Origin of the sequence: Kitasatospora sp. NPDC049285 (assembly GCF_040678815.1) — a bacterium.
In the GTDB taxonomy this organism is placed as follows: domain Bacteria; phylum Actinomycetota; class Actinomycetes; order Streptomycetales; family Streptomycetaceae; genus Kitasatospora.
Window position 1 is genome coordinate 1 of sequence record NZ_JBFAQR010000049.1, and the last position, 20,953, is coordinate 20,953.

General features: G+C 72.7%; 18 protein-coding genes. 14 read left to right on the forward strand and 4 right to left on the reverse strand.

All coding sequences use genetic code 11. The annotated features are described in order from the left end of the window. The 3 genes from AB0K51_RS25750 to AB0K51_RS25760 all read right to left on the reverse strand — a co-directional run. Positions 1-1,469, reverse strand: a 1,469-nt coding sequence (locus AB0K51_RS25750) for a BTAD domain-containing putative transcriptional regulator (RefSeq protein WP_363459438.1), incomplete at its 3' end; no start/stop codon positions are given. An 86-nt stretch (positions 1,470-1,555) separates the two neighbouring features. Further along, complete coding sequence (locus AB0K51_RS25755) at positions 1,556-1,750, reverse strand: hypothetical protein (RefSeq protein WP_363459440.1); 195 nt, start codon at positions 1,748-1,750, stop codon at positions 1,556-1,558. Positions 1,751-1,930: 180 nt separating this feature from the next. After that, positions 1,931-2,089: a hypothetical protein gene (locus AB0K51_RS25760; RefSeq protein ID WP_363459442.1), complete on the reverse strand. Its 159-nt coding sequence runs from the start codon at positions 2,087-2,089 to the stop codon at positions 1,931-1,933. 325 nt (positions 2,090-2,414) lie between these two features. On the opposite strand from AB0K51_RS25760, the gene AB0K51_RS25765 reads away from it, so the two are divergent. Further along, a complete protein-coding gene (locus tag AB0K51_RS25765; RefSeq protein WP_363459444.1) occupies positions 2,415-3,710 on the forward strand; it encodes an acyltransferase in 1,296 nt (431 codons plus the stop codon). A gap of 51 nt (positions 3,711-3,761) precedes the next feature. Here AB0K51_RS25765 and AB0K51_RS25770 read toward each other — a convergent pair whose 3' ends face one another. Then, positions 3,762-5,000 carry an ROK family transcriptional regulator gene (locus tag AB0K51_RS25770; RefSeq protein WP_363459446.1) on the reverse strand — a complete coding sequence of 413 codons (1,239 nt, stop codon included), beginning with the start codon at positions 4,998-5,000 and terminating at the stop codon, positions 3,762-3,764. Positions 5,001-5,142: 142 nt separating this feature from the next. Between AB0K51_RS25770 and AB0K51_RS25775 the strand changes: the two genes are divergently transcribed. The 13 genes from AB0K51_RS25775 (at position 5,143) to AB0K51_RS25835 (ending at position 20,871) form a co-directional block, all read left to right on the forward strand. Then, a complete protein-coding gene (locus AB0K51_RS25775; protein ID WP_363459448.1) occupies positions 5,143-6,459 on the forward strand; it encodes a sugar ABC transporter substrate-binding protein in 1,317 nt (438 codons plus the stop codon). Positions 6,460-6,472: 13 nt separating this feature from the next. After that, a complete protein-coding gene (locus tag AB0K51_RS25780) occupies positions 6,473-7,450 on the forward strand; it encodes a sugar ABC transporter permease (RefSeq protein ID WP_363459526.1) in 978 nt (325 codons plus the stop codon). Continuing rightward, positions 7,447-8,289, forward strand: coding sequence for a carbohydrate ABC transporter permease (locus AB0K51_RS25785; protein WP_363459450.1), 843 nt, complete (start codon positions 7,447-7,449; stop codon positions 8,287-8,289). The genes AB0K51_RS25780 and AB0K51_RS25785 overlap by 4 nt, the downstream gene beginning before the upstream one ends. Positions 8,290-8,330: 41 nt before the next feature. Then, positions 8,331-9,674, forward strand: coding sequence for a GH1 family beta-glucosidase (locus AB0K51_RS25790; protein WP_363459528.1), 1,344 nt, complete (start codon positions 8,331-8,333; stop codon positions 9,672-9,674). 109 nt (positions 9,675-9,783) lie between these two features. Next, positions 9,784-12,078 carry a discoidin domain-containing protein gene (locus tag AB0K51_RS25795; RefSeq protein ID WP_363459451.1) on the forward strand — a complete coding sequence of 765 codons (2,295 nt, stop codon included), beginning with the start codon at positions 9,784-9,786 and terminating at the stop codon, positions 12,076-12,078. Between the two features lie 179 nt (positions 12,079-12,257). Next, entirely contained in the window at positions 12,258-14,024 is a 1,767-nt protein-coding gene (locus tag AB0K51_RS25800; protein ID WP_363459452.1) for an ABC transporter ATP-binding protein, read from the forward strand. 70 nt (positions 14,025-14,094) lie between these two features. Then, the gene (locus AB0K51_RS25805) at positions 14,095-14,643 is read left to right on the forward strand and encodes a GNAT family protein (protein ID WP_363459454.1); all 549 of its coding nucleotides are present in this window, start codon (positions 14,095-14,097) and stop codon (positions 14,641-14,643) included. A 73-nt stretch (positions 14,644-14,716) separates the two neighbouring features. After that, positions 14,717-15,334 carry an SDR family oxidoreductase gene (locus AB0K51_RS25810; protein ID WP_363459456.1) on the forward strand — a complete coding sequence of 206 codons (618 nt, stop codon included), beginning with the start codon at positions 14,717-14,719 and terminating at the stop codon, positions 15,332-15,334. A gap of 54 nt (positions 15,335-15,388) precedes the next feature. Beyond that, positions 15,389-15,856 carry an SRPBCC domain-containing protein gene (locus AB0K51_RS25815; RefSeq protein WP_363459458.1) on the forward strand — a complete coding sequence of 156 codons (468 nt, stop codon included), beginning with the start codon at positions 15,389-15,391 and terminating at the stop codon, positions 15,854-15,856. Between the two features lie 99 nt (positions 15,857-15,955). After that, positions 15,956-16,333, forward strand: coding sequence for a hypothetical protein (locus tag AB0K51_RS25820; protein ID WP_363459459.1), 378 nt, complete (start codon positions 15,956-15,958; stop codon positions 16,331-16,333). Positions 16,334-16,447: 114 nt separating this feature from the next. Then, entirely contained in the window at positions 16,448-17,200 is a 753-nt protein-coding gene (locus AB0K51_RS25825; RefSeq protein WP_363459461.1) for a beta-phosphoglucomutase family hydrolase, read from the forward strand. Beyond that, the gene (locus AB0K51_RS25830; protein WP_363459463.1) at positions 17,197-19,599 is read left to right on the forward strand and encodes a glycosyl hydrolase family 65 protein; all 2,403 of its coding nucleotides are present in this window, start codon (positions 17,197-17,199) and stop codon (positions 19,597-19,599) included. The genes AB0K51_RS25825 and AB0K51_RS25830 overlap by 4 nt, the downstream gene beginning before the upstream one ends. 111 nt (positions 19,600-19,710) lie before the next feature. Continuing rightward, positions 19,711-20,871, forward strand: coding sequence for a S53 family peptidase (locus AB0K51_RS25835; RefSeq protein WP_363459465.1), 1,161 nt, complete (start codon positions 19,711-19,713; stop codon positions 20,869-20,871). Positions 20,872-20,953 lie beyond the last annotated feature (82 nt).

Sequence of the window (20,953 nt, forward strand, 5' to 3'; positions counted from 1 at the left end):
CGATCTCGGTGGCTCAGGGGGTGCGCGGCGATCCGGATCGCCAGCGGCAGGTGGCCGCACAGCCCGACCGCCTCGGCGGCCCGGGCGGGCTCGCGGGCGATCCGGTGCTCCCCGGCGATCCGGGCGAACAGCGCCACCGCGTCGCCGGGCGGCAGCACGTCCAGCGGCAGCGCCAGCGCGCCGTCCAGCGCGGTCAGCTTGCGGCGGCTGGTGACCAGCACCAGCGAGTCCCCGGCACCCGGCAGCAGCGGCCGGACCTGCGCGGTGTCCGCGGCGTCGTCCAGCACCACCAGGCAGCGCCGGCCGGCGAGCCGGGCCCGCCACAGGCTGCTGCGCTCCTCCAAGGACCGCGGGATCCGCTCCGGCTCCAGCCCGTCGGCGCGCAGCAGCACGGCCAGCGCCTGGGCCGGCGGCACCGGGGCGCGGGTGTCGCTGAAGCCCTCCAGCGCGACGAAGAACTGCCCGTCCGGGTACTCCCGGGTGACCTGGTGGGCCAGGTGCACCGCCAGCGTGGTCTTGCCGACGCCGCCCATCCCGTCCACCGCCAGCATCAGCGGCGCACCCGCGGCGCCGCGGCCGACCGCCTCGCGCAGCAGTGCCAGTTCGGCCGCCCGCCCGGTGAAGTCGGCCAGGTCGTGCGGGAGGCAGTTGCGCGCTCCGGCCGGGAAGGCGGCCGGAGCCTCGCCGGCCGCCTCCGGGCGGCGGCCCGCCGCGGTGGGGGTCGCGGCACCGTGCACCCCCGGCGCGTCCGCCAGGATCTCCGCCTGCAGCGCCCGCAGTTGCGGGCTCGGCTCCAGGCCCAGCTCGTCGGCGAGGAACCGGCGCCCCTCGTCGTACACCGCCAGCGCGTCGGCCTGCCGGCCGCTGCGGCACAGCGCCGTCATCAGGCTGCGGCGCAGCGAGTCGCGCAGCGGGTACTCCGCCAGCAGTGCGGTCAACTCGCCTACCAGCGAACTGGTCTCACCGACCTTCAGGCGCAGCGCCATCAGGTCCTCGATCGCGGTCAGCCGCTGCTCGTTCAGCTTGACCGCGGCGCTGGTCACCGCCGGGCAGTGGATGCCGGCGAAGGCGTCGCCGCGCCACAGGTCGACCGCCGACTGCAGCAGCCGGATCGCCTCGGCGAACCGCCCGTCCCGTTCGGCGGCCCGCGCCTCCCGGACCTTCCGGGCGAAGCGGTGCGCGTCCACCGCGTCCTCCGGGACCACCAGCCGGTAGCCGACGTCGACCGTCACCAGCCGGTGCTCGCTCACCGACAGCACCCGGCGCAGGTCGCGGATCGCGTTGTGCACCTGGGGGCGGGCGGACGGCGGCGGGTCCTCCCACAGCTCGTCCACCAGGGCGTCCATCGGGACCACCCGGTTGGCGTTCAGCAGCAGCAGCGCCAGGAGCCGGTGCTGCCGCATGCCGCGGACGTCCACCAGCACGCCGGACTGACGCGCCTCCAGGGCGCCCAGGACCAGGAATTCCATCTCACTCACCCCCGTCGTCGGTCGGAGCCGGATACTGCGGTCGGATTCTTCGGATACCGCGGTGCGGTGCTTTCGCTGACGGTGGTTCAGGAGCCCCAGGTGACGTCGTCCGTGTGGACGGTGGGCGGCAGGGTGGGGAGTGCGCCGGGGTGGTCGACCGGTACGGTGACGGCGCCGTCCGCGACGTTCCCGGAGAATTCCGCCGAGGCCGCCGAAATACCCAGGGCGGTGAGCGCGAGAACCGAGATTGCGGCGAACTTGGCGACACGGGTGGCCAGCACGGAATTCTCCTCAAGTGTGGTTTCGGATTTCTCCCCGGGCGCCTCGCCCGGGTTCGGGTCCGGCGTTTCGCTCCCGCCGACATCTCTACTGTGCTCCGCCCGGCCCGCCGAGGGAACAGCAGTCGCCTGGACGGAACATGCACTGTCCTAAGCCGTCCACCGCGAGCAGCCGAAGGGCCGTCAGTCGAAGCCCCACCAGGGTCCGGGCACCAGCGCCGCACCGACCTGCACCACCTCGAACCCCGCCAGCCCCGGGTCGCCCGCGGTCGCCCGCACGACCAGCGCGCCGGCCCCCGCCTCCGCCTCCGCGAGGCTCCCGGCCAGGCTGAACAGACCCACCGTGACCTCCCCGGACGCCTCCGGATGGACCGTCACGTGCTCCAGCGCGTCCCGCTCCAGCGCATAGGACCCGATGATTTCCGCGAGCCCCGGCGGAACGCCCCGACCGGCCGGAGCCCGCAGCCTTGCATGCACGAGATACATACGTCCATCTTCGGTCCCTGATGAGGTACCCGAACCGTTTCCGGATAGACGCTTTATGCCATGGCATAAAGCGTCCCGGTGACGCGTGGGGGAAGAGTGCGGAAAACCTGCGCGAGCGACGGGTGTTCCGGACCGGGTCCCGCCTCTGGCCTGTTCCGCCCCGGCGGCTACCCTCCTGGCTGTGAAGCTCACCGAACCCCCGTCCAGCCGCCTCGGCTGGCTCGACGCGCTGCGCGGCATCGCCGCGCTCTCCGTCGCGATCTACCACCTGGCGCTGCCGTTCGTCTGGCTGCACGCCAACCACGAGCCGCGCTACCTGGACCCGGGCATCTTCGGCGTCATGCTGTTCTTCCTGGTGAGCGGCTACATCATCCCGGCCTCGCTGGAGCGCCGCGGCGACGTCCGCTCGTTCTGGGTCGGCCGGGCCTTCCGGATCTACCCGGTGGTGGCGGTGACCGTGCTGCTGTGCCTGCTGGTGCTGCCGCGCCGGCACCAGGTGGTGCAGGGCTGGGTGTTCGACCACCCGCTGCTGGCGCTGGCCGGAAACGGCCTGATGCTGCAGGACCTCTCCGGGGTGACCAACGCGATCGGCGTGATGTGGACCCTCAGCTACGAGATGGTCTTCTACTACTTCGCCACCGCGCTGTTCGTGACCGGGCAGCACCGGCGCAGCGCCCCGATCTCGGTGGGCTTCGCGGCGGTCGCCCTGCTGTTCGGCTCCCGGCTTCCGCTCGGCGCGCTCTCCGACGGCCAGTCCGCCACCCGGTACCTGGTGCTGGGCTGCCTGCTGGCGGTGGGCGCAGCGATGGCCGCGATCCTCACCGGCCGGGCCGCGCTGGTACGGGCCGGCGGCGTGCTGCTGGGCCTGCTGGGGCTGCTGCTGGCCGGGGTGAACGGCCGGTCGGCGGCGTTCGAGACCATGATGATCTTCGCGACGATGTTCGCCGGCACCGTGCTCTACCGCTGGGAGCACGGCCAGATCGACCGGCTCAAGGCCACGCTGACCTGCGCCTTCGTGATCTGCGCGGGCGTGCTCTCCGGCTACCTCTACGACCACGGCCCGGCGCTGTGGCGCACCTGGAGCGAGACCTGGCGGGCGTTCTCCTTCGCCTACCTCGCGGCCTGGGTGGTGTTCCTGGCGGGCATGGCGCTGCGCCACCGCCGGTTCCCGCGCGCGCTGACCTGGCTGGGCGCGGTGAGCTACTCGGTCTACCTGCTGCACAACCCGGTGATCCACGCCATGGAGTGGCTGCTGGAGGACACCGCGCCGTTCACCTCGTGGCCCGACCGGGCCCTGCAATTCGGCGGGTTCCTGGCGGCGCTGCTGGTGCTGTCCTGGCTCAGCCACCGGTGGGTGGAGCTGCCGTTCCAGCGGCTCGGCCGACGGGTCGTCAAGCGGCTGGCTGCGTCCGGCGGCGGCGGGGACCAGGGTGCGGCGGAGGCCGCGCCGGAGCGTCCGCTGGCGGCTGCGCGGTAGGGCGGAGGCAGGAGGGCCGGCGGCGGGCGGGGGCGACCGCCGCCGCGGTGGTCAGCCGACGGCGGCGGTGACCGCGATGTGGTCGGGGAGTTCGCCTCCGCTGTCGAGGAAGTGGGTGAGCGGGAGGGTGGCCGCGCCGAGGGTGACCGCGTCGGGGCCGAGGTGGCTGAGCTCGATGGTGGTGCGCGAGCGCGGGTAGGTGAGGGCGTAGCTGGTGGCGGCCTCGCGGACGGCGGGCAGCAGGCGCGGGCCGAGCAGCAGTCCGGCCCAGCCGCCGATCACGATCCGCTCGGGGTTGAACAGGTTGACCAGGTCCGCGATGGAGGCGCCGAGCAGTTCGGCGGCCTCGTCGAGCAGGGCGACGGCGCTGGGCTGTCCGGCCTCGGCGGCGCGCAGCAGCGCGGCCAGGCCCGCCTTCTCGCTGGTGCCGGGGCGGGTGCCGTCCCAGCGTTCGACCAGTGCCTCGGCGCCGACGTAGGCCTCCAGGCAGCCGCGCGAGCCGCACCGGCAGCGGCGGCCGCCGACGTGCACCTTGGTGTGGCCCCACTCGCCGGCCGAGCTGGTGGCGCCGCGGAAGCGGACCCCGTCGGCGATCACGCAGGCGCCGACGCCGGAGCCGAACAGCGCGACCACGGCGTGCCGGCTGCCGCGCCCGGCGCCGAACCACATCTCGGCCTGGCCGAGCGTCTTGGCGCCGTTGTCGACGTACAGCGGCAGTGCGGTGTGCTCGCGCAGCAGGCGGCCGAGCGGGACGGCGTCCCAGCCGAAGGTCTGGCCGTGCACGACCACGTCCGCGCCGGGGTCGGCGCTGGTGCCCTGCTCGACGATGCCGGGGACGCCGAGGCCGACGCCGAGCACGCTGTCGGCCGAGACGCCGGCCGAGGCCAGCACCTCGGTGAGGCCGGTGGCGATCATCCCCACCACCCGCTCCGGGTCGTGGGCGGTCTCCAGCGGCTGGTCGGCGGAGGCGAGTTCGGTGAGCGCGAGGTCGAACAGGGTGACCCGGACCTGGGTCTCGCCGATGTCGATGCCCACCAGGTGCGCCTGGCCGGGGGTGACCCGGAGCAGGATCCGCGGGCGGCCGCCGTCGGACTCGACCGAGCCGCACTCCTCGATCAGGCCGTCGGTGATCAACTCGCCCGTAACATTGCTGACCGATCCGGCGCTCAGTCCGGTGGCGGCACCGAGCTCCTGGCGGCTGAGCGGACCGTTGAAGTACAGGTGCCGCAACAAGGTCGAACGGCTGGATCGGCGCAGGTCGCGAACGGTCTGCTTGCCTCGCGGTGTCATGGGGTCTCCTCCTCCGTTGCAGAATCTACGCGGTCGCAGCTCTTGACGTCCACTTTTCTCAGACGTTAAATCTCGCCGTGAAGTAAGCGCCCTGGTGCCGTACTTCACCCCCACGAGACGACAGCCCGAGAGGGGCTTCTCCATGCGCACCCACCGGATTCCCGCCGCCCTCGCCCTCACCGCCGCCATCACGCTGACCGCCACCGCCTGCGGCGGCGGCGACAGCGGCAGCGGCGGCGGCACCAACTCCAGCCCGAAGACCCTGACGTACTGGGCGTCCAACCAGGGCAGCAGCCTGGAGAACGACAAGCAGGTGCTGGAGCCGGAGCTGAAGAAGTTCGAGGCCCAGACCGGCATCAAGGTCAACCTCGAGGTCGTCCCCTGGTCCGACCTGCTGAACAGAATCCTCGCCGCCACGGCCTCCGGCCAGGGCCCCGACGTGCTGAACATCGGCAACACCTGGTCCGCGTCGCTGCAGGCCACCGGTGCGCTGCTGCCGTTCGACCAGGCCACCTTCGACAAGATCGGCGGCAAGGACCGCTTCCTGGCCTCGACCATCGCCTCGGCCGGTGCCAAGGGCAAGGACCCGGCGGCCGTCCCGCTGTACTCGATGGCGTACGGCCTGTACTACAACAAGAAGCTCTTCCAGGCGGCCGGCATCGCCAACCCGCCCGCCACCTGGGAGGACCTGGTCGCCGACGGCAAGAAGCTGACCACCGGCTCGCAGTACGGCCTGGCGATCGAGGGCGGCAACGTCTCGGAGAACGTCCACCACGCCTTCACCCTGGGCATGCAGCACGGGACCGGCTTCTACGACGCCTCCGGCAAGCCGAAGTTCGACAGCCCCGAGGCGGTCGCCGCGGTCAAGCAGTACGTCGACTTCATCGCGAACGACAAGATCGCCGCCCCGGGCAACGCCGAGTACGCCGCCAACCAGTCGGTGACCGACTTCGCCACCGGCAAGGCCGCGATGCTGATGTGGCAGTCCGCGGGCGCCAACCTGAAGTCGCACGGGATGAACCCGGACGACTACGGCGTCGTCCCGGTGCCGGTCCCGGCCGGCGCCACCGGCGACAAGGCCACCAGCTCGATGGTGGCCGGCATCAACCTGGCGGTCTTCAAGAACACCAAGAACCTCGACGGCGCCCTGAACTTCGTGAAGTTCATGACCAGCGACGACGAGCAGAAGTTGCTCAACGGCACCTACGGCTCGCTGCCGCCGGTGAAGGCCGCCCAGTCCGACGCGAAGTTCGCCACCCCGGAGCTGCAGACCCTGGCCGGCGTGCTGCAGAAGAGCGCCGCCCCGCTGCCGCAGGTCGCCAGCGAGAGCCAGTTCGAGACGCTGATCGGCACCGCGGTGAAGAACCTGCTGGCGTCGGCCGCCGCGGGCAAGCCGGTCACCGAGGCCACGGTCAAGGACGAGCTGTCCAAGGCCCAGCAGCAGATGCCGGCGAGCTGACGTGCCGCAGAACCTGATCAACCGTCAGACCGCCGATGAGGAGGCCGCCCCGACCGGGGCGGCCCCCGCCCCCCGGCGCCGCCGCCTCAAGCTGGGCAAGGGCAGCCTGCCGTACGTGCTGCTGTTCCCGGCGCTCGCCGCCGAGCTGCTCATCCACATCGTGCCGATGCTGACCGGCATCGTGATGAGTTTCAAGCAGCTCACCCAGTTCTTCATCCGCGACTGGTCCGCCGCCCCGTGGGCGGGCTTCGACAACTACCAGGTGGCGCTGAAGTTCGACGCCCCGGTCGGCAAGGCCCTGCTCGCCTCGTTCTGGACGACCTGCCTGTTCACCGTCCTCTCGGTCGGCCTGTCCTGGCTGGTCGGCATGGCCGCCTCGATCTTCACCCAGGACGCCTTCCGCGGCCGCGGGCTGCTGCGCGCGGCGTTCATGCTGCCGTACGCGCTGCCGGTGTTCGCGGCGGTGATCACCTGGTCGTTCATGTTCCAGCGGGACACCGGCCTGATCAACCACGTGCTGCACGACCAGCTGCACCTGACCAGCGACAAGCCGTTCTGGCTGATCGGCGACAACAGCTTCTGGGCGCTGCTGACCGTGTCGGTCTGGAAGGGCTGGCCCTTCGCCTTCCTCAGCCTGACCGCCGGGCTGCAGAACATCCCGCGCGAGCTCTACGAGGCCGCCGCGATCGACGGCGCCGGGGTGTGGCAGCAGATCCGCCGGATCACCCTGCCCTCGCTGCGCCCGGTCAACCAGGTGCTCGTGCTGGTCCTGTTCCTGTGGACCTTCAACGACTTCAACACCCCGTTCGTGCTGTTCGGGAAGGCCGCCCCGGCCGCCGCCGACCTGATCTCGATCCACATCTACCAGTCCTCCTTCATCACCTGGAACTTCGGCCAGGGCTCGGCCATGTCGGTCCTGCTGCTGCTGTTCCTGCTGCTGGTGACGGTGGTCTACCTGGCCGTCACCAACCGCCGCAGGGACGCCGAATGATCAACCCGCCCGCCTCCTTCCGCTGGCTGCGCCGGATCGTGCTGCTGGTGCTCACCGTCTTCACGCTCACCCCGGTCGCGGTGATGCTGAGCTCCTCGCTCAAGCCGCTGCAGGACGTCCAGGGCCCCTGGCGGTGGATCCCCAGCAAGCTGACGCTCCGTCCGTACGTGGACATCTGGAGCACCGTCCCGCTGGCCAAGTACTTCACCAACTCGCTGATCGTCGCGGGCAGCGCCACCGGCCTGTCCGTGGTGATCGCGCTGCTGGCCGGCTACGCCGTCAGCCGCTACCGCTTCCGCGGCAAGAAGATCTTCACGGTGACGGTGCTCTCCACCCAGATGTTCCCGGGCATCCTGTTCCTGCTGCCGCTGTTCCTGATCTTCGTCAACATCGGGAACACCACCGGCATCGCGCTGTACGGCAGCCGCGGCGGACTGATCCTCACCTACCTGACCTTCTCGCTGCCGTTCTCCATCTGGATGCTCGCCGGGTACCTCGACTCGATCCCGCGCGACCTCGACGAGGCCGCCTCGGTCGACGGCTGCGGCCCGATCCGCACCCTGGTGCAGATCGTCGTCCCGGCCGCGCTGCCCGGCATCATCGCGGTCGCGGTGTACGCCTTCATGACCGCGTGGGGCGAGGTGCTCTTCGCCTCCGTGATGACCAACGACCAGACCCGCACGCTGGCCGTCGGCCTCCAGGGCTACGCCACCCAGACGGACGTCTACTGGAACCAGGTGATGGCCGCCTCACTGGTCGTCAGCCTCCCGGTCGTCGCCGGATTCCTGCTGCTGCAGCGCTACCTGGTGGCCGGCCTGACCGCCGGAGCCGTCAAGTGACGGACCGTCAGGCCCGCCCGCTCACCCTCGAAAGGACCACCGTGAACCCCCTCGACGCGCTGCCGGCCAACTTCCGCTGGGGCGCCGCCACCGCCGCCTACCAGATCGAGGGCGCCGCGAGCACCGACGGCCGCGCCCCGTCGATCTGGGACACCTTCTCGCACACCCCGGGCAAGGTCGCGGGCGGGGACACCGGCGACGTGGCCTGCGACCACTACCACCGCTGGCCGCAGGACCTCGACCTGGCCGCCGGCCTCGGCCTGGACGCCTACCGCTTCTCCATCGCCTGGCCCCGTGTGGTGCCGCTGGCCGACGGCAAGGTCAACGCGGCGGGCCTGGACTTCTACGACCGCCTGGTCGACGGCATGCTGGAGCGCGGCCTCACGCCCTTCCCGACCCTGTACCACTGGGACCTCCCGCAGGCCCAGCAGGACCGTGGCGGCTGGCCCGAGCGCGCTACCGCCGAGCGCTTCGCCGAGTACGCCGCCGTGGTCGCCGAGCGGCTCGGCGACCGGGTCCGCGACTGGTGCACCCTCAACGAGCCGCTCTGCTCCTCCTGGATCGGCCACCTCGAAGGCGCGATGGCGCCCGGCCTCACCGACCTGACCGCCGCCGTCCGCACCTCCTACCACCTGCACCTCGGCCACGGCCTCGCCGTGCAGGCGCTGCGCGCGGCCGTGCCCGGCGCCCGGATCGGCATCGTCAACAACCTCTCCACCATCGAGCCGGCCTCGCAGTCCGAGGCCGACCTGGAGGCCGCCCGGCGCGCCGACGGCCACATCAACCGCTGGTGGCTCGACCCGGTCCTCGGCCGCGGCTACCCGCAGGACATGGTCGACCTGTACGGCGTCGAACTCCCGGTCCGCGACGGCGACCTGGAGCTGATCTCGGCCCCGCTCGACTGGGTCGGCCTGAACTACTACTTCCGGCAGATCGTCGCCGCCGACCCCAACGGCGGCGTCCCCGGCTTCGTCCAGGTGCCCGGCCCCAACCCGGAGCGCACCGCGATGGACTGGGAGGTGCACGCCCCCGGCATCGAGGAACTGCTGCTGCGCCTCACCGAGGAGTACGGCGTCCGCGAGCTCTACGTCACCGAGAACGGCTCCGCCTACCGCGACACCGTCACCGCCGACGGCCGGGTCGACGACCCCGAGCGCACCGCCTACCTGGAGGGCCACCTGGCCGCCTGCGCCCGCGCCGTCGCCAAGGGCGCCCCGCTGGCCGGGTACTTCGCCTGGTCGCTGCTGGACAACTTCGAGTGGGCGTACGGCTACGACAAGCGCTTCGGCCTGGTCCACGTCGACTACCCCACCCAGACCCGCACCGTGAAGGCCAGCGGGCAGCGCTACGCGCAGCTCATCTCCGCGCACCGCGCCCGGGCCTAGCGGCCCGCGACCCGGCGCGGCACCCCCCACCTCGTCGCGCCGCCCACCGCGTGCCGCCCCCTGACTGCCCGGCAGCTGTCGGGCCCCCACCACAAGGGAGCAACGCAGAATGAACCACCCCACCGGAGAGCGCGGCCGCCTCGGCCGTGCGGCCGTCGCCCTGGCGGCGCTGGTCGCCGCCCTCGCCGTCCCGGCCACCCAGGCCGGGGCGGCGGGGACGGAGACGGCGCTCGGCCGCACCGGCTGGACCGCCACCTCCAACACCCCCTCCTCGACCGGCGACGCCCCGGCGCACGCCGTCGACGCCGACACCGGCAGCCGGTTCAGCTCCGACACCGCGATGACCGCCGGCATGTGGCTGCAGCTCGACCTCGGCTCGGCGCAGTCCTTCAACCAGCTGACGATGGACTCCGGCGGCTACCCGGGCGACTACGCCCACGGCTACCAGGTCGAGGTCTCCGGCGACGGCACGAACTTCACCACCGTCGACACCGAGACCGCCGCGGCCAACCCGGTCACCGCCACCTTCCCGGCCCAGCACGCCCGCTACGTCCGGATCGAGCTGACCACCGGGGTCAGCCCCAACTGGTGGTCGATCGTCGACCTCAACCTCTACACCGACGGCACCACCGGCACCGACCCCGGCACCGGCACCCCGCCGCCGCCCACCGGCGGCGCGCTCGGCGACAACGTGATCGTCTTCGACCCGGGCATGGCGCAGTCCGCCATCCAGTCCCGGCTGGACGCGCTCGCCAACCAGCAGGGCGCCAACGAGTTCGGCGCCCAGCGCTACGCGCTGCTGTTCAAGCCCGGCACCTACGGCACCGCCGCCGCCCCGCTGAACTTCTCCCTGGGCTTCTACGAGACCGTCGCCGGCCTCGGCCGCAACCCCGGCGACGTGGTGATCAACGGCAGCGTCGACGTCTACAACCAGTGCACCGGCGGCGACCAGAGCCAGTGCTACGCCACCACCAACTTCTGGCGCTCGCTCAGCAACCTCACCGTCAACGTGGCCGGAAAGTCCGGCTGCTACAACGGCGCCGACTTCTGGGCCGTCTCCCAGGCCGCCCCGCTGCGCCGGGTGCGCGTCAACGGCAAGCTGACGCTGATGGACTACTGCACCGGCTCCCCGGCGTGGGCCAGCGGCGGCTTCATCGCCGACTCGCAGGAGACCGGCGGCGGCATCACCAACGGCTCGCAGCAGCAGTACTTCGCCCGCAACACCAGCATGGACAGCTGGAGCAACGGCGTGTGGAACCAGGTCTTCTGCGGCTCCCCGGGCGCCCCGGCGCAGTCCTTCGCCGCGAACTCCGGCCTGTCCGGTGGCCCCAACCCGTACACCACGCTGGCCACCTGCCCGGTGACCCGCGAGGCCCCGTACCTGTACCTGGACGCCGCCGGCGCCTACCAGGTCTTCGTCCCCGACACCCGGACCGACTCCACCGGCCCGACCTGGCTGAACGGCGCCACCCCCGGCACCTCGCTGCCGCTCAGCAGCTTCTACGTGGTCCAGCCCGGCACCGGCGCCGACACCGTCAACGCGGCCCTGAACGCCGGTGACAACCTGCTGTTCGCCCCCGGCGTGCACCGGTTCGCCACCGCGCTGAACGTCACCCGCGCCGACACCAAGATCCTCGGCCTGGGCATGGCCACCCTCGTCCCGACCAACGGCAACACCGTGATCACCACCGCGGACGTGGACGGCGTCGACCTCACCGGCCTGATCCTGGACGCCGGCCCGGTCCGCTCCCCGTACCTGCTGCGCGTCGGCACCCCCGGCTCGCACGTCTCCCACGCGGCCGACCCGTCCACCCTGCACGACGTGTTCGTCCGGGTCGGCGGCGCCACCGTCGGCAGCGTGGACACCGCGGTCGTCGTCAACAGCGACCACACGCTGATCGACGACGCGTGGATCTGGCGCGCCGACCACGGCGCCGGCGGCGGCTCCTGGACCAGCGACCAGTCCGACACCGGCATCACCGTGAACGGCGACCACGTGGTGGCCCTCGGCCTGGCCGTCGAGCACTTCCAGAAGACCGAGGCGAACTGGCTCGGCCAGGACGGCAAGCTGGTCTTCTTCCAGAACGAGAACCCGTACGAGGTCCCCAACCAGGCTTCCTGGATGGCCAGTTCGACCCAGAAGGGCTACCCGGCGCTGGCCGTCGGCCCCGCCGTCACCAGCTTCCAGGGCTGGGGCCTCGGCAGTTACTCCTACTTCAGCCAGGGCGTGGACATCCACAACTCCACGGCCTTCCAGGCGCCCAACGCGCCGGGCGTGCACCTGCACGACCTGCTGACGGTGTTCCTGAACGGCTCCGGCGGCATCGACTCCGTCGTCAACGGCGTCGGCGCCCCCGTCAGCCCGACCTTCGGCGGCCCGTCCGACGTGGTCAGCTACCCCTGACCGACGCACCACCCCGACCGCCCCGGGAGCACCCTCCGCTCCCGGGGCCCCGGATTCTCGCGGATCGCCCCGACGGTCCGTGAGCTTCCGCTGTCCGGTAGCGGACAGGTCCGCCGTGCCCGGGCGCTGGAAGGATGGAACGAGCCCCACCGGTTCGCCCTCCGCACAGGAGTACCCCCATGGCCCTGCCCGACGGCTCGCTCAGCCACCGCTACCGCGGCGAGCACCCCGTCCGCACCCTGCTCTTCCTCTTCCGCCCCGACCGCGCCCGGGTGTTCGGCGCGATCGGGGTCTTCCTCGCCAAGCACGCCCCGGTCTGGCTGCTGCCGCTGATCACCGCCAACATCGTCGACGTGGTGGTGAAGCACCGGGACATATCGGTGCTGTGGTGGAACTCGGCGGTCCTGCTGGTGATCCTGCTGCTCAACCTGCCGCTGCACCTGCTGTACGTGCACTGGATGCACGGCTCGATCCGCCGCACGGGCACCCGGCTGCGCTCGGCGCTCTGCCACCGGATGCAGCAGCTGTCCATCGGCTACCACTCCCGGGTCAGCGCCGGCGTGCTGCAGGCCAAGGTGATCCGCGACGTGGAGGGCATCGAGACCGCCTCCCAGCAGACCGCCGACAACGGCCTGGCCGCGATCGCCACGCTCTCCGGCGGACTCGTCGTGATCGGCTGGCAGACCCCCGCCTTCCTGCCGGTCTTCGTGGTGCTGGTCCCGGCCAGCGCGCTGCTGGTGGTGCGGCTGCGCGAGCGGCTGCGCACCCAGAACGAGTCGTTCCGCCGCGAGGTGGAGCAACTCTCCTCCCGGATCGGCGAGATGACCACGCTGATCCCGATCACCCGGGCCCACGGCCTGGAGCGCACCGCGCTGCGCCGGGTCGACCGGACGCTCGGCCGGGTGCTGGACGCGGGCCTGCGCCTGGACCTGCTGAACGGCCGGTTCGGCTCGCTCGCCTGGATCCTGCTGAACGCGCTCGGCGTGGGCTGCCTGGCCGGCTCCGCCCTGGTCGCCTACTACGGCTGGATGGACGTCACCCCGGGCGCCGTGGTGATGCTCAGCGCCTACTTCTCCACCCTGACCGGCTCGGTCACCACGCTGCTCACCCTGACCCCGCAGCTCGGCAAGGGCCTGGCCTCGGTCCGCTCGGTCGGCGAGGTGCTGCAGGCCCCCGACCTCGAGGAGAACTCCGGCAAGGCGGAGGTCGGCGCGGTCACCGGCCGGATCGACTTCCGGGGCGTCGGCCACCGCTACCCCGGCGCCGACGCCGCGTCGGTCGACGGCTTCGACCTGACGGTGCGGCCCGGCGAGACCATCGCCCTGGTCGGCGCGTCCGGCGCGGGCAAGTCGACCGTGCTCAACCTGGTGATCGGCTTCCTGCGGCCCACCGAGGGCCGGATCCTGCTCGACGGGCGGGACATGGAGGAGCTGGACCTGCGCTCCTACCGGAAGTTCCTGTCGGTCGTCCCGCAGGAGTCGATCCTGTTCGAGGGCAGCATCCGGGAGAACGTCACCTACGGGCTGAAGGACGTGCCCGAGGAGACCGTGCTGGCCGCGCTGCGCGACGCCAACGCGCTGGAGTTCATCGAGCGGCTCCCGGACGGCCTGGACACCGTGGTCGGCGAGCGCGGCGCCCGGCTCTCCGGCGGCCAGAAGCAGCGCCTGGCGATCGCCCGGGCACTGATCCGCGACCCGCGGATCCTGATCCTGGACGAGGCGACCTCGGCCCTGGACTCCCGCTCCGAGGCGCTGGTCCAGCAGGCGCTGGCCCGCCTGGTGCGCGGCCGCACCGTCTTCGTGGTCGCCCACCGGCTGTCCACCATCCGCGGCGCCGACCGGATCGTGGTCATGCACGACGGCCGGATCGCCGAGGTCGGCTCGCACGCCGACCTGCTGCGCGCCGGCGGCCCCTACGCCGGACTCCAGTCCGCGCAGCTCGCCTGACGGACCGTCCGCCCGCCCGGACCCGCCCACCCGCGGGTCTCACCCCACGACGGAAGAGGACCCCCACCGCATGGCCATCGACCACGATCCGCTGACCGGCAAGCTGGTACGCCTGCGCGAGCTGCGGGAGACCGACCTGCCGCTGCTCACCGCCTGGTGGCGCGAACCCGGACTGGCGATCCAGCAGGTCACCGGCCCCGTCCACCCCCAGCCGGACGGGCGGCTCGCCGAGATGTTCCGGTCCTGGAGCCAGAACACCGGCACCGACCTCGGCCTCGCGGTGGAGACCCTCGACTCCGGCCTGCTGGCCGGCCACGTCACCCTGTACGGCGCCACCCCGAAGGACCGCTGCGCCACCCTGGCGATCATCATCGGCCCGCCCTACCAGGACCGGGGCCTGGGCACCGACGTGCTGCGCACCACCATCGGCTACGGCTTCGAGGAGCTGGGCCTGCACCGGATCGAGCTGACCGTCAACAGCTACAACACCCGCGCGCTGGCCGCCTACCGCCGGGCCGGCTTCACCGAGGAGGGCCGCCGCCGGGAGGCGGTCTTCCGCGCGGGCAGCTGGCACGACCAGGTCCAGATGGGCGTGCTCAGCACCGAGTGGAAGGAGTAGCCGCCCCGGCGGTCGCCGCTCCCGGGCGCGCCGTGCCCGGGCCGGTGCGGCCACGCGGGGTAGCGTCGCCGCCATGGACGTAGTGATCGCAGGTGGACACGGCAAGATCGCGCTGCGCCTCTCGCGCCTGCTCGCGGCCCGCGGCGACACCGTCGGCGGCCTGATCCGCAACCCCGCCCAGGGCCCCGACCTGGAGGCGGTCGGAGCCCGGCCGATCGTCTGCGACCTGGAGCGGACCGACCCGGCGACCCTCGCCGCGCATCTCAAGGGCGCCGACGCGGTGGTCTTCGCCGCCGGGGCCGGCCCGGACAGCGGCGCCGCCCGCAAGGAGAGCGTCGACCGGGCCGGTGCGGTGCTGCTGGCGGACGCCGCCCAGCTCGCCGGGGCGCGCCGGTACCTGCTGGTCTCCTCGATGGGCCTGGACCGGATCGGCGACCCGGAGCTCACCCCCGAGTTCGACGCCTACCTGAAGGCCAAGTGGGCCGCGGAGGAAGCGATCAAGGACCGCCCGCTGGACTGGACGATCCTGCGGCCCGCCGCCCTCACCGACGCCCCCACCGACCGGCACGCCCACCTCGCCCCGCCGCCCAACCGTTTCGGCCAGGTCTCCCGCGACGAGGTCGCGCACACCCTGGTCCGGCTGCTCGACGACGCCACCACCGTCCACCAGACACTGGAACTCACCACCTGAGACCCGCTTGCCCGTCCCCCGCTCCGGCGCGATCGTGGGGGAGAGGTGAGTGCGATGGCCGAGATCGCCCTGCAGATCGACGTCGCGGCGGCCCGGGGCCGCCTGCTGGCGGCACTGGACACCCACGAGGGGCTGACGTCCTGGTGGACCACCGGCGTCGACCGGGAGGGCGAGGACCTGCTCCTCACCTTCCCGGACGCCCCCCAGCAGTTCCGACTGCGCCGCGAACGCGCCGACCTCGACCGGGTGGCCTGGCGCAGCGTCGGCGCCTTCCCGCCCACCTGGCAGGGCACCACCGTCACCTGGGACCTGTTCGACCACCCCGACGACCCCCGTCACACCCTGCTCCTGCTGCGCCACCTCGGCTGGCCGCCGGACGCGGCCCCCGCCGTCCCCGCCGTGGCCGGCACCTGGGCCGAGCTGATCGTCCGGCTCAAGGACTACGCCCAGAGCGGCAAGCCGCAGCCGTACTTCGTCCCCACCGGACACCCGCACCCGACGGTCCACGCCCCCGCCGACTGACCCGGGCATATCCCCTGGTCGTGGCCGCGGCCCGCTGGTAGCCTCCGCTGGCTCGCGGGCGTGTCCGACGCCCGCACCGGGAGGGAAGAGGTGGGAGCGGTGCCGCTCATCGCGGAGTTCGAACTGACGGACGCTCAGGTGCGGGAGGTGCTGGACCGGCCGGCCACCGGCCTGTTCAAGGGCCTGCAGCAGAAGCTGATGGAGAAGGTGCTGGCGTCGGCGTCCTTCCAGCTGACCGGGGCGAACGAGGTGGAGTTCTCCGAGGCGGGCATCAAGCACACCCGCAACGGGATCACCCGCGGCGTGGTGCCGTGGGTGGAGGTCGCGAGCGTGAACGAGCGGCCGAAGGCCTGGGTCGTGCAGTTCAAGCCGACCGGCGTGGCCCTGGTGCCGCGCACGACGGTCGCCGACGCGCAGGAGTTCACCGCCCGGCTGCGCGCGCTGGCCGGGGCGAAGTACAAGGTCCGCCCGCGCTGAACCCCGCGCCGTCCGGGCCGGGCCGCGCGCCCTCCGCGCGCCCTCCGCGCGCGCGACGCGCCGGATTCACGCGATAACCCGGTTCGCCCGGCCCGTTCGGGTGAGACTGGCGCCATGTTGGGACTTCCGGACCGCATCAAGGCGTACCTGTTCGACCTGGACGGGGTGTTGACCCAGACCGCGAAGGTGCACGCGGCGGCGTGGAAGGACATGTTCGACTCCTTCCTGCGCGCCGAGGCCGCCCGCGACGGCACCCCGTTCGTGCCCTTCGACCCGGTCGAGGACTACGACCGGTACGTCGACGGGCGGCCCCGGCTGGACGGCACCCGGCAGTTCCTGGCCTCCCGCGGGATCGACCTGCCCGAGGGCACCCCGCAGGACGCGCCGGGGACGCGGACCGTCAACGGGCTGTCCGGCGCCAAGAACGACACCGTGCTGCGGTTGATCCGCGAACAGGGCGTGCAGGCCTACCCCGGCTCGGTCGCCTACCTGCACCGGCTGCGCGACCTCGGCCTGCCGCGTGCCGTGGTGTCCTCCAGCGCCAACTGCCGGGACGTCCTGAGGGCCGCCGGCATCGACGACCTGTTCGAGGTGGTGGTGGACGGGCTGACCAGCGCCCGCGACCACCTGGCCGGCAAGCCAGCCCCCGACACCTTCCTGTCCGCCGCGCGGCAGCTGGGCGTGCCGCCCGAGCACGCCGCGGTCTTCGAGGACGCGCTGGCCGGCGTCGCGGCCGGCCGGGCCGGCGGCTTCGGCACCGTCGTCGGCGTCAACCGCACCGGCCAGGCCGCGGCGCTGCGCGAGCACGGCGCCGACCTGGTGGTCGACGACCTCGCCGAGCTGATCCCGACGGAGGAGGGCGCATGAGCCCCTCGGAGGCCTTCACCGTCGACCCGTGGGGGATCAGCGAACACGGCCTGGACCTGCCCGGGCAGGCTCGCGCCGAATCGGTGTTCGCGCTCTCCAACGGCCACATCGGCCTGCGCGGCAACCTCGACGAGGGCGAGCCGCACGGCCTGCCCGGCACCTACCTGAACGGCGTCTTCGAGCTGCGCCCGCTGCCGTACGCGGAGAGCGGCTACGGCTTCCCCGAGTCCGGGCAGAGCGTCATCAACGTCACCAACGGCAAGCTGATCCGGCTGCTGGTCGACGACGAGCCGTTCGACCTGCGCTACGGCGAACTCCGCAGCCACCAGCGCAGCCTGGACTTCCGCGACGGCATCCTGCGCCGCGAGGCCGAGTGGACCTCGCCGGCCGGCCGGACGGTGCGGGTCAGCTCGCAGCGGCTGGTGTCGCTGACCCAGCGGGCGGTCTGCGCGATCGAGTACACCGTGGAGGCGGTGGACGGCCCGGTGCGGATCGTGATCCAGTCCGAGCTGGTCGCCAACGAGCAACTCCCCGGCCACGCCGGGGACGGCGACCCGCGCGCCGCGGCCGTGCTGGAGGCCCCGCTGGCGGCCGAACTCCGGCACGCCGACGGGACCAAGGGCGTCCTGGTGCACCGCACCCGGTTCAGCGGCCTGCGGGTGGCCGCCGGGATCGACCACGTGATCGAGGGCCAGGAGCGGATCGACACCGCCGCCGAGTCCTCCGAGGACCAGGCCCGGGTCACCGCCACCACGGTGCTGAACGCCGGTCAGAAACTGCGCCTGGTCAAGTTCATCGCCTACGGCTGGTCGGCGACCCGCTCGCTGCCCGCCGTCCGCGACCAGGTCGAGGCCGCGCTGACCGCCGCCCGCTACACCGGCTGGGACGGCCTGGTCGCCGAGCAGAAGGAGTACCTCGGCCGGTTCTGGACCGACAACGACATCGAGATCGAGGGCGACGTCGAACTCCAGCAGGCCGTCCGCTTCGCGCTGTTCCACGTGCTGCAGGCGGGTGCCCGCAGCGAGGAGCGGGCGATCCCCGCCAAGGGCCTCACCGGGCCCGGCTACGACGGCCACTCGTTCTGGGACACCGAGACCTTCGTGCTGCCCGTCCTCACCTACTGCCTGCCCGACGCCGTCAAGCAGGCCCTGCGCTGGCGGCACACCACGCTCCCGATGGCCCGCGAGCGCGCCGCCCAACTCGGCCTGGCCGGCGCGGTGTTCCCCTGGCGGACGATCCGCGGCGAGGAGTGCTCCGGCTACTGGCCGGCCGGCACCGCGGCCTTCCACATCGGCGCCGACATCGCGGACGCCGCGGTCCGCTACGTCCGGGCCACCGGCGACCTCGAGTTCGAGCGCGGCCACGGCCTGGAACTGCTGGTGGAGACCGCCCGGATGTGGCGCTCGCTCGGCCACCACGACGCCAAGGGCAACTTCCGGATCGAGGGCGTCACCGGCCCCGACGAGTACAGCGCGGTCGCCGACAACAACGTCTTCACCAACCTGATGGCCCAGGCCAACCTGTGGAACGCCGCCGCCACCGCCCTGCGCCACCAGCGCGAGGCCGCCGCCCTCGGCGTCGACACCGAGGAGGCCGCCGCCTGGCGCGACGCCGCCGACAAGATGTACGTCCCCTACGACTCCCAGCTCGGCGTCCACCCGCAGGCCGACGGCTTCACCGACCACCAGCAGTGGGACTTCGAGGCCACCCCGCCGGACAAGTACCCGCTGCTGCTGCACTACCCGTACTTCGACCTGTACCGCAAGCAGGTCGTCAAGCAGGCCGACCTGGTGCTCGCCATGCAGCTGCGCGGCGACGCCTTCACCCCCGAGCAGAAGGCCCGCAACTTCGCCTACTACGAGCGCCTGACGGTCCGCGACTCCTCGCTCTCCGCCTGCACCCAGGCGGTGATCGCCGCCGAGGTCGGCCAGCTCGACCTGGCCTACGACTACACCGCCGAAGCCGCCCTGATGGACCTGCACGACCTCGGCGGCAACACCCGTGACGGCCTGCACATGGCCTCGCTGGCCGGCGCCATCATCGCCCTGGTGGCCGGCTTCGGCGGCCTGCGCGACCACAGCGGGCAGCTCGCCTTCCGCCCCCGGCTGCCCGCCGGACTCCAGCGGCTGTGCTTCTCCATGACCGTCCGCGACCACCTGCTGCGGGTCGACATCACCCACGCCGCCACCACCTACACGCTGCGCCGCGGCAGCGTGCTGCCGGTGCTGCACGACGACGAGACGCTGCGGGTGGAATCCGGCAAACCGGTGACCCGGCCGACCGCCAAGGTCGAGGCCCCCGCCGAGCGCCCCAGCCAGCCCCCGGGCCGGGAACCGGCCCGCCGGCACGGCCAGGCCGGCGTCCAGGGCGGCACCGTCGACCATCTGCCGGCCGAGTGATAAGACGCATAGTCAGCTCACACACCGTCAACACTCCCTGCACCCCGCGAACCGGTGGTGCGGGGAGCAGCCCGCCACCGGTTCCCCGCCCCCGTACCGGAGGACCGTCCCTTGCGCACCGCCGCACTCCTCACCGCCGCCCTCGCCCTCACCCCGATGGCGGCCGCCCCCGCCCCCGCCCACGCCGGCCCGCACTGGGTGCACAGCTGCGCCGCCCCCACCCGCAGTGATATTGCCGCCTGCCAGGCGCTGCGGGTGGTCGCCGCCCAGGCCGGGGACGGCGGCCTCGGCCCCGCCGACCTGCGCGCCGCCTACGGGCTGCCCGCCGACGGCGGCGAGGGCGCCGTGATCGCCGTGGTCGACGCGTACGACCACCCGCACGCCGAGGCCGACCTCGGCGTCTACCGCACCCACTACGGCCTGCCCGCCTGCACCACCGCCAACGGGTGCTTCCACAAGGTCGACCAGCGCGGCGGCACCCGGCTGCCCCGCGCCTCGGCCGGCTGGGCCGGCGAGATCTCCCTCGACCTCGCCATGGTCTCCGCCCTCGCTCCGCGCGCCCGGCTGATCCTGGTCGAGGCCGACTCCGCCTCCTTCACCAACCTCGGCACCGCGATCAACACCGCCGTCCGGCTCGGCGCCCGGTACGTCTCGCTCAGCTGGGGCGCCCCCGAGAACGCCGACGGCCCCGCCTACGACAGCCGCTACCTCGACCACCCCGGCGTGGCGATCACCGCCGCCTCCGGCGACGGCGGCTACGGGGTCAACTACCCCGCCGCCTCCCCGTACGTCACCGCGGTCGGCGGCACCACGCTGCGCCGCGACGCGGGCGCCGCACGCGGCTGGACCGAGACCGCCTGGTCCACCAGCTCCGACGAGGGCACCGGCTCCGGCTGCTCCGCGTACCTCGCCAAGCCGGCCTGGCAGCACGACCCGGGCTGCGCGGGCCGCACCGTCGCCGACGTCTCCGCGGTCGCCGACCCCGCCACCGGCGTCGCCGTCTACCAGACCTACGGCGGCAACGGCTGGTACACCTACGGCGGGACCTCCGCGTCCGCCCCGCTGATCGCCGCGGTCTACGCCCTTGCCGGCACCCCCGCCGCCGACAGCCGCCCGGCTGGCTTCCCCTACGCCCACCCCGCCGCCCTGAACGACCTCACCGCCGGCGCCACCGCCACCTGCACCCCCGCCTACCTCTGCACCGCCGGCCCCGGCTACGACGGCCCCACCGGCCTCGGCACCCCGGCCGGCCCGAACGCGTTCCGGCAGTAGCCGACAGCGCCCCTGGCGGGGCACGGCTCGTGGTGCTGAACATCCCGTTATCGTGCGTATTGTCCGTTCCTGACGCAGTGTG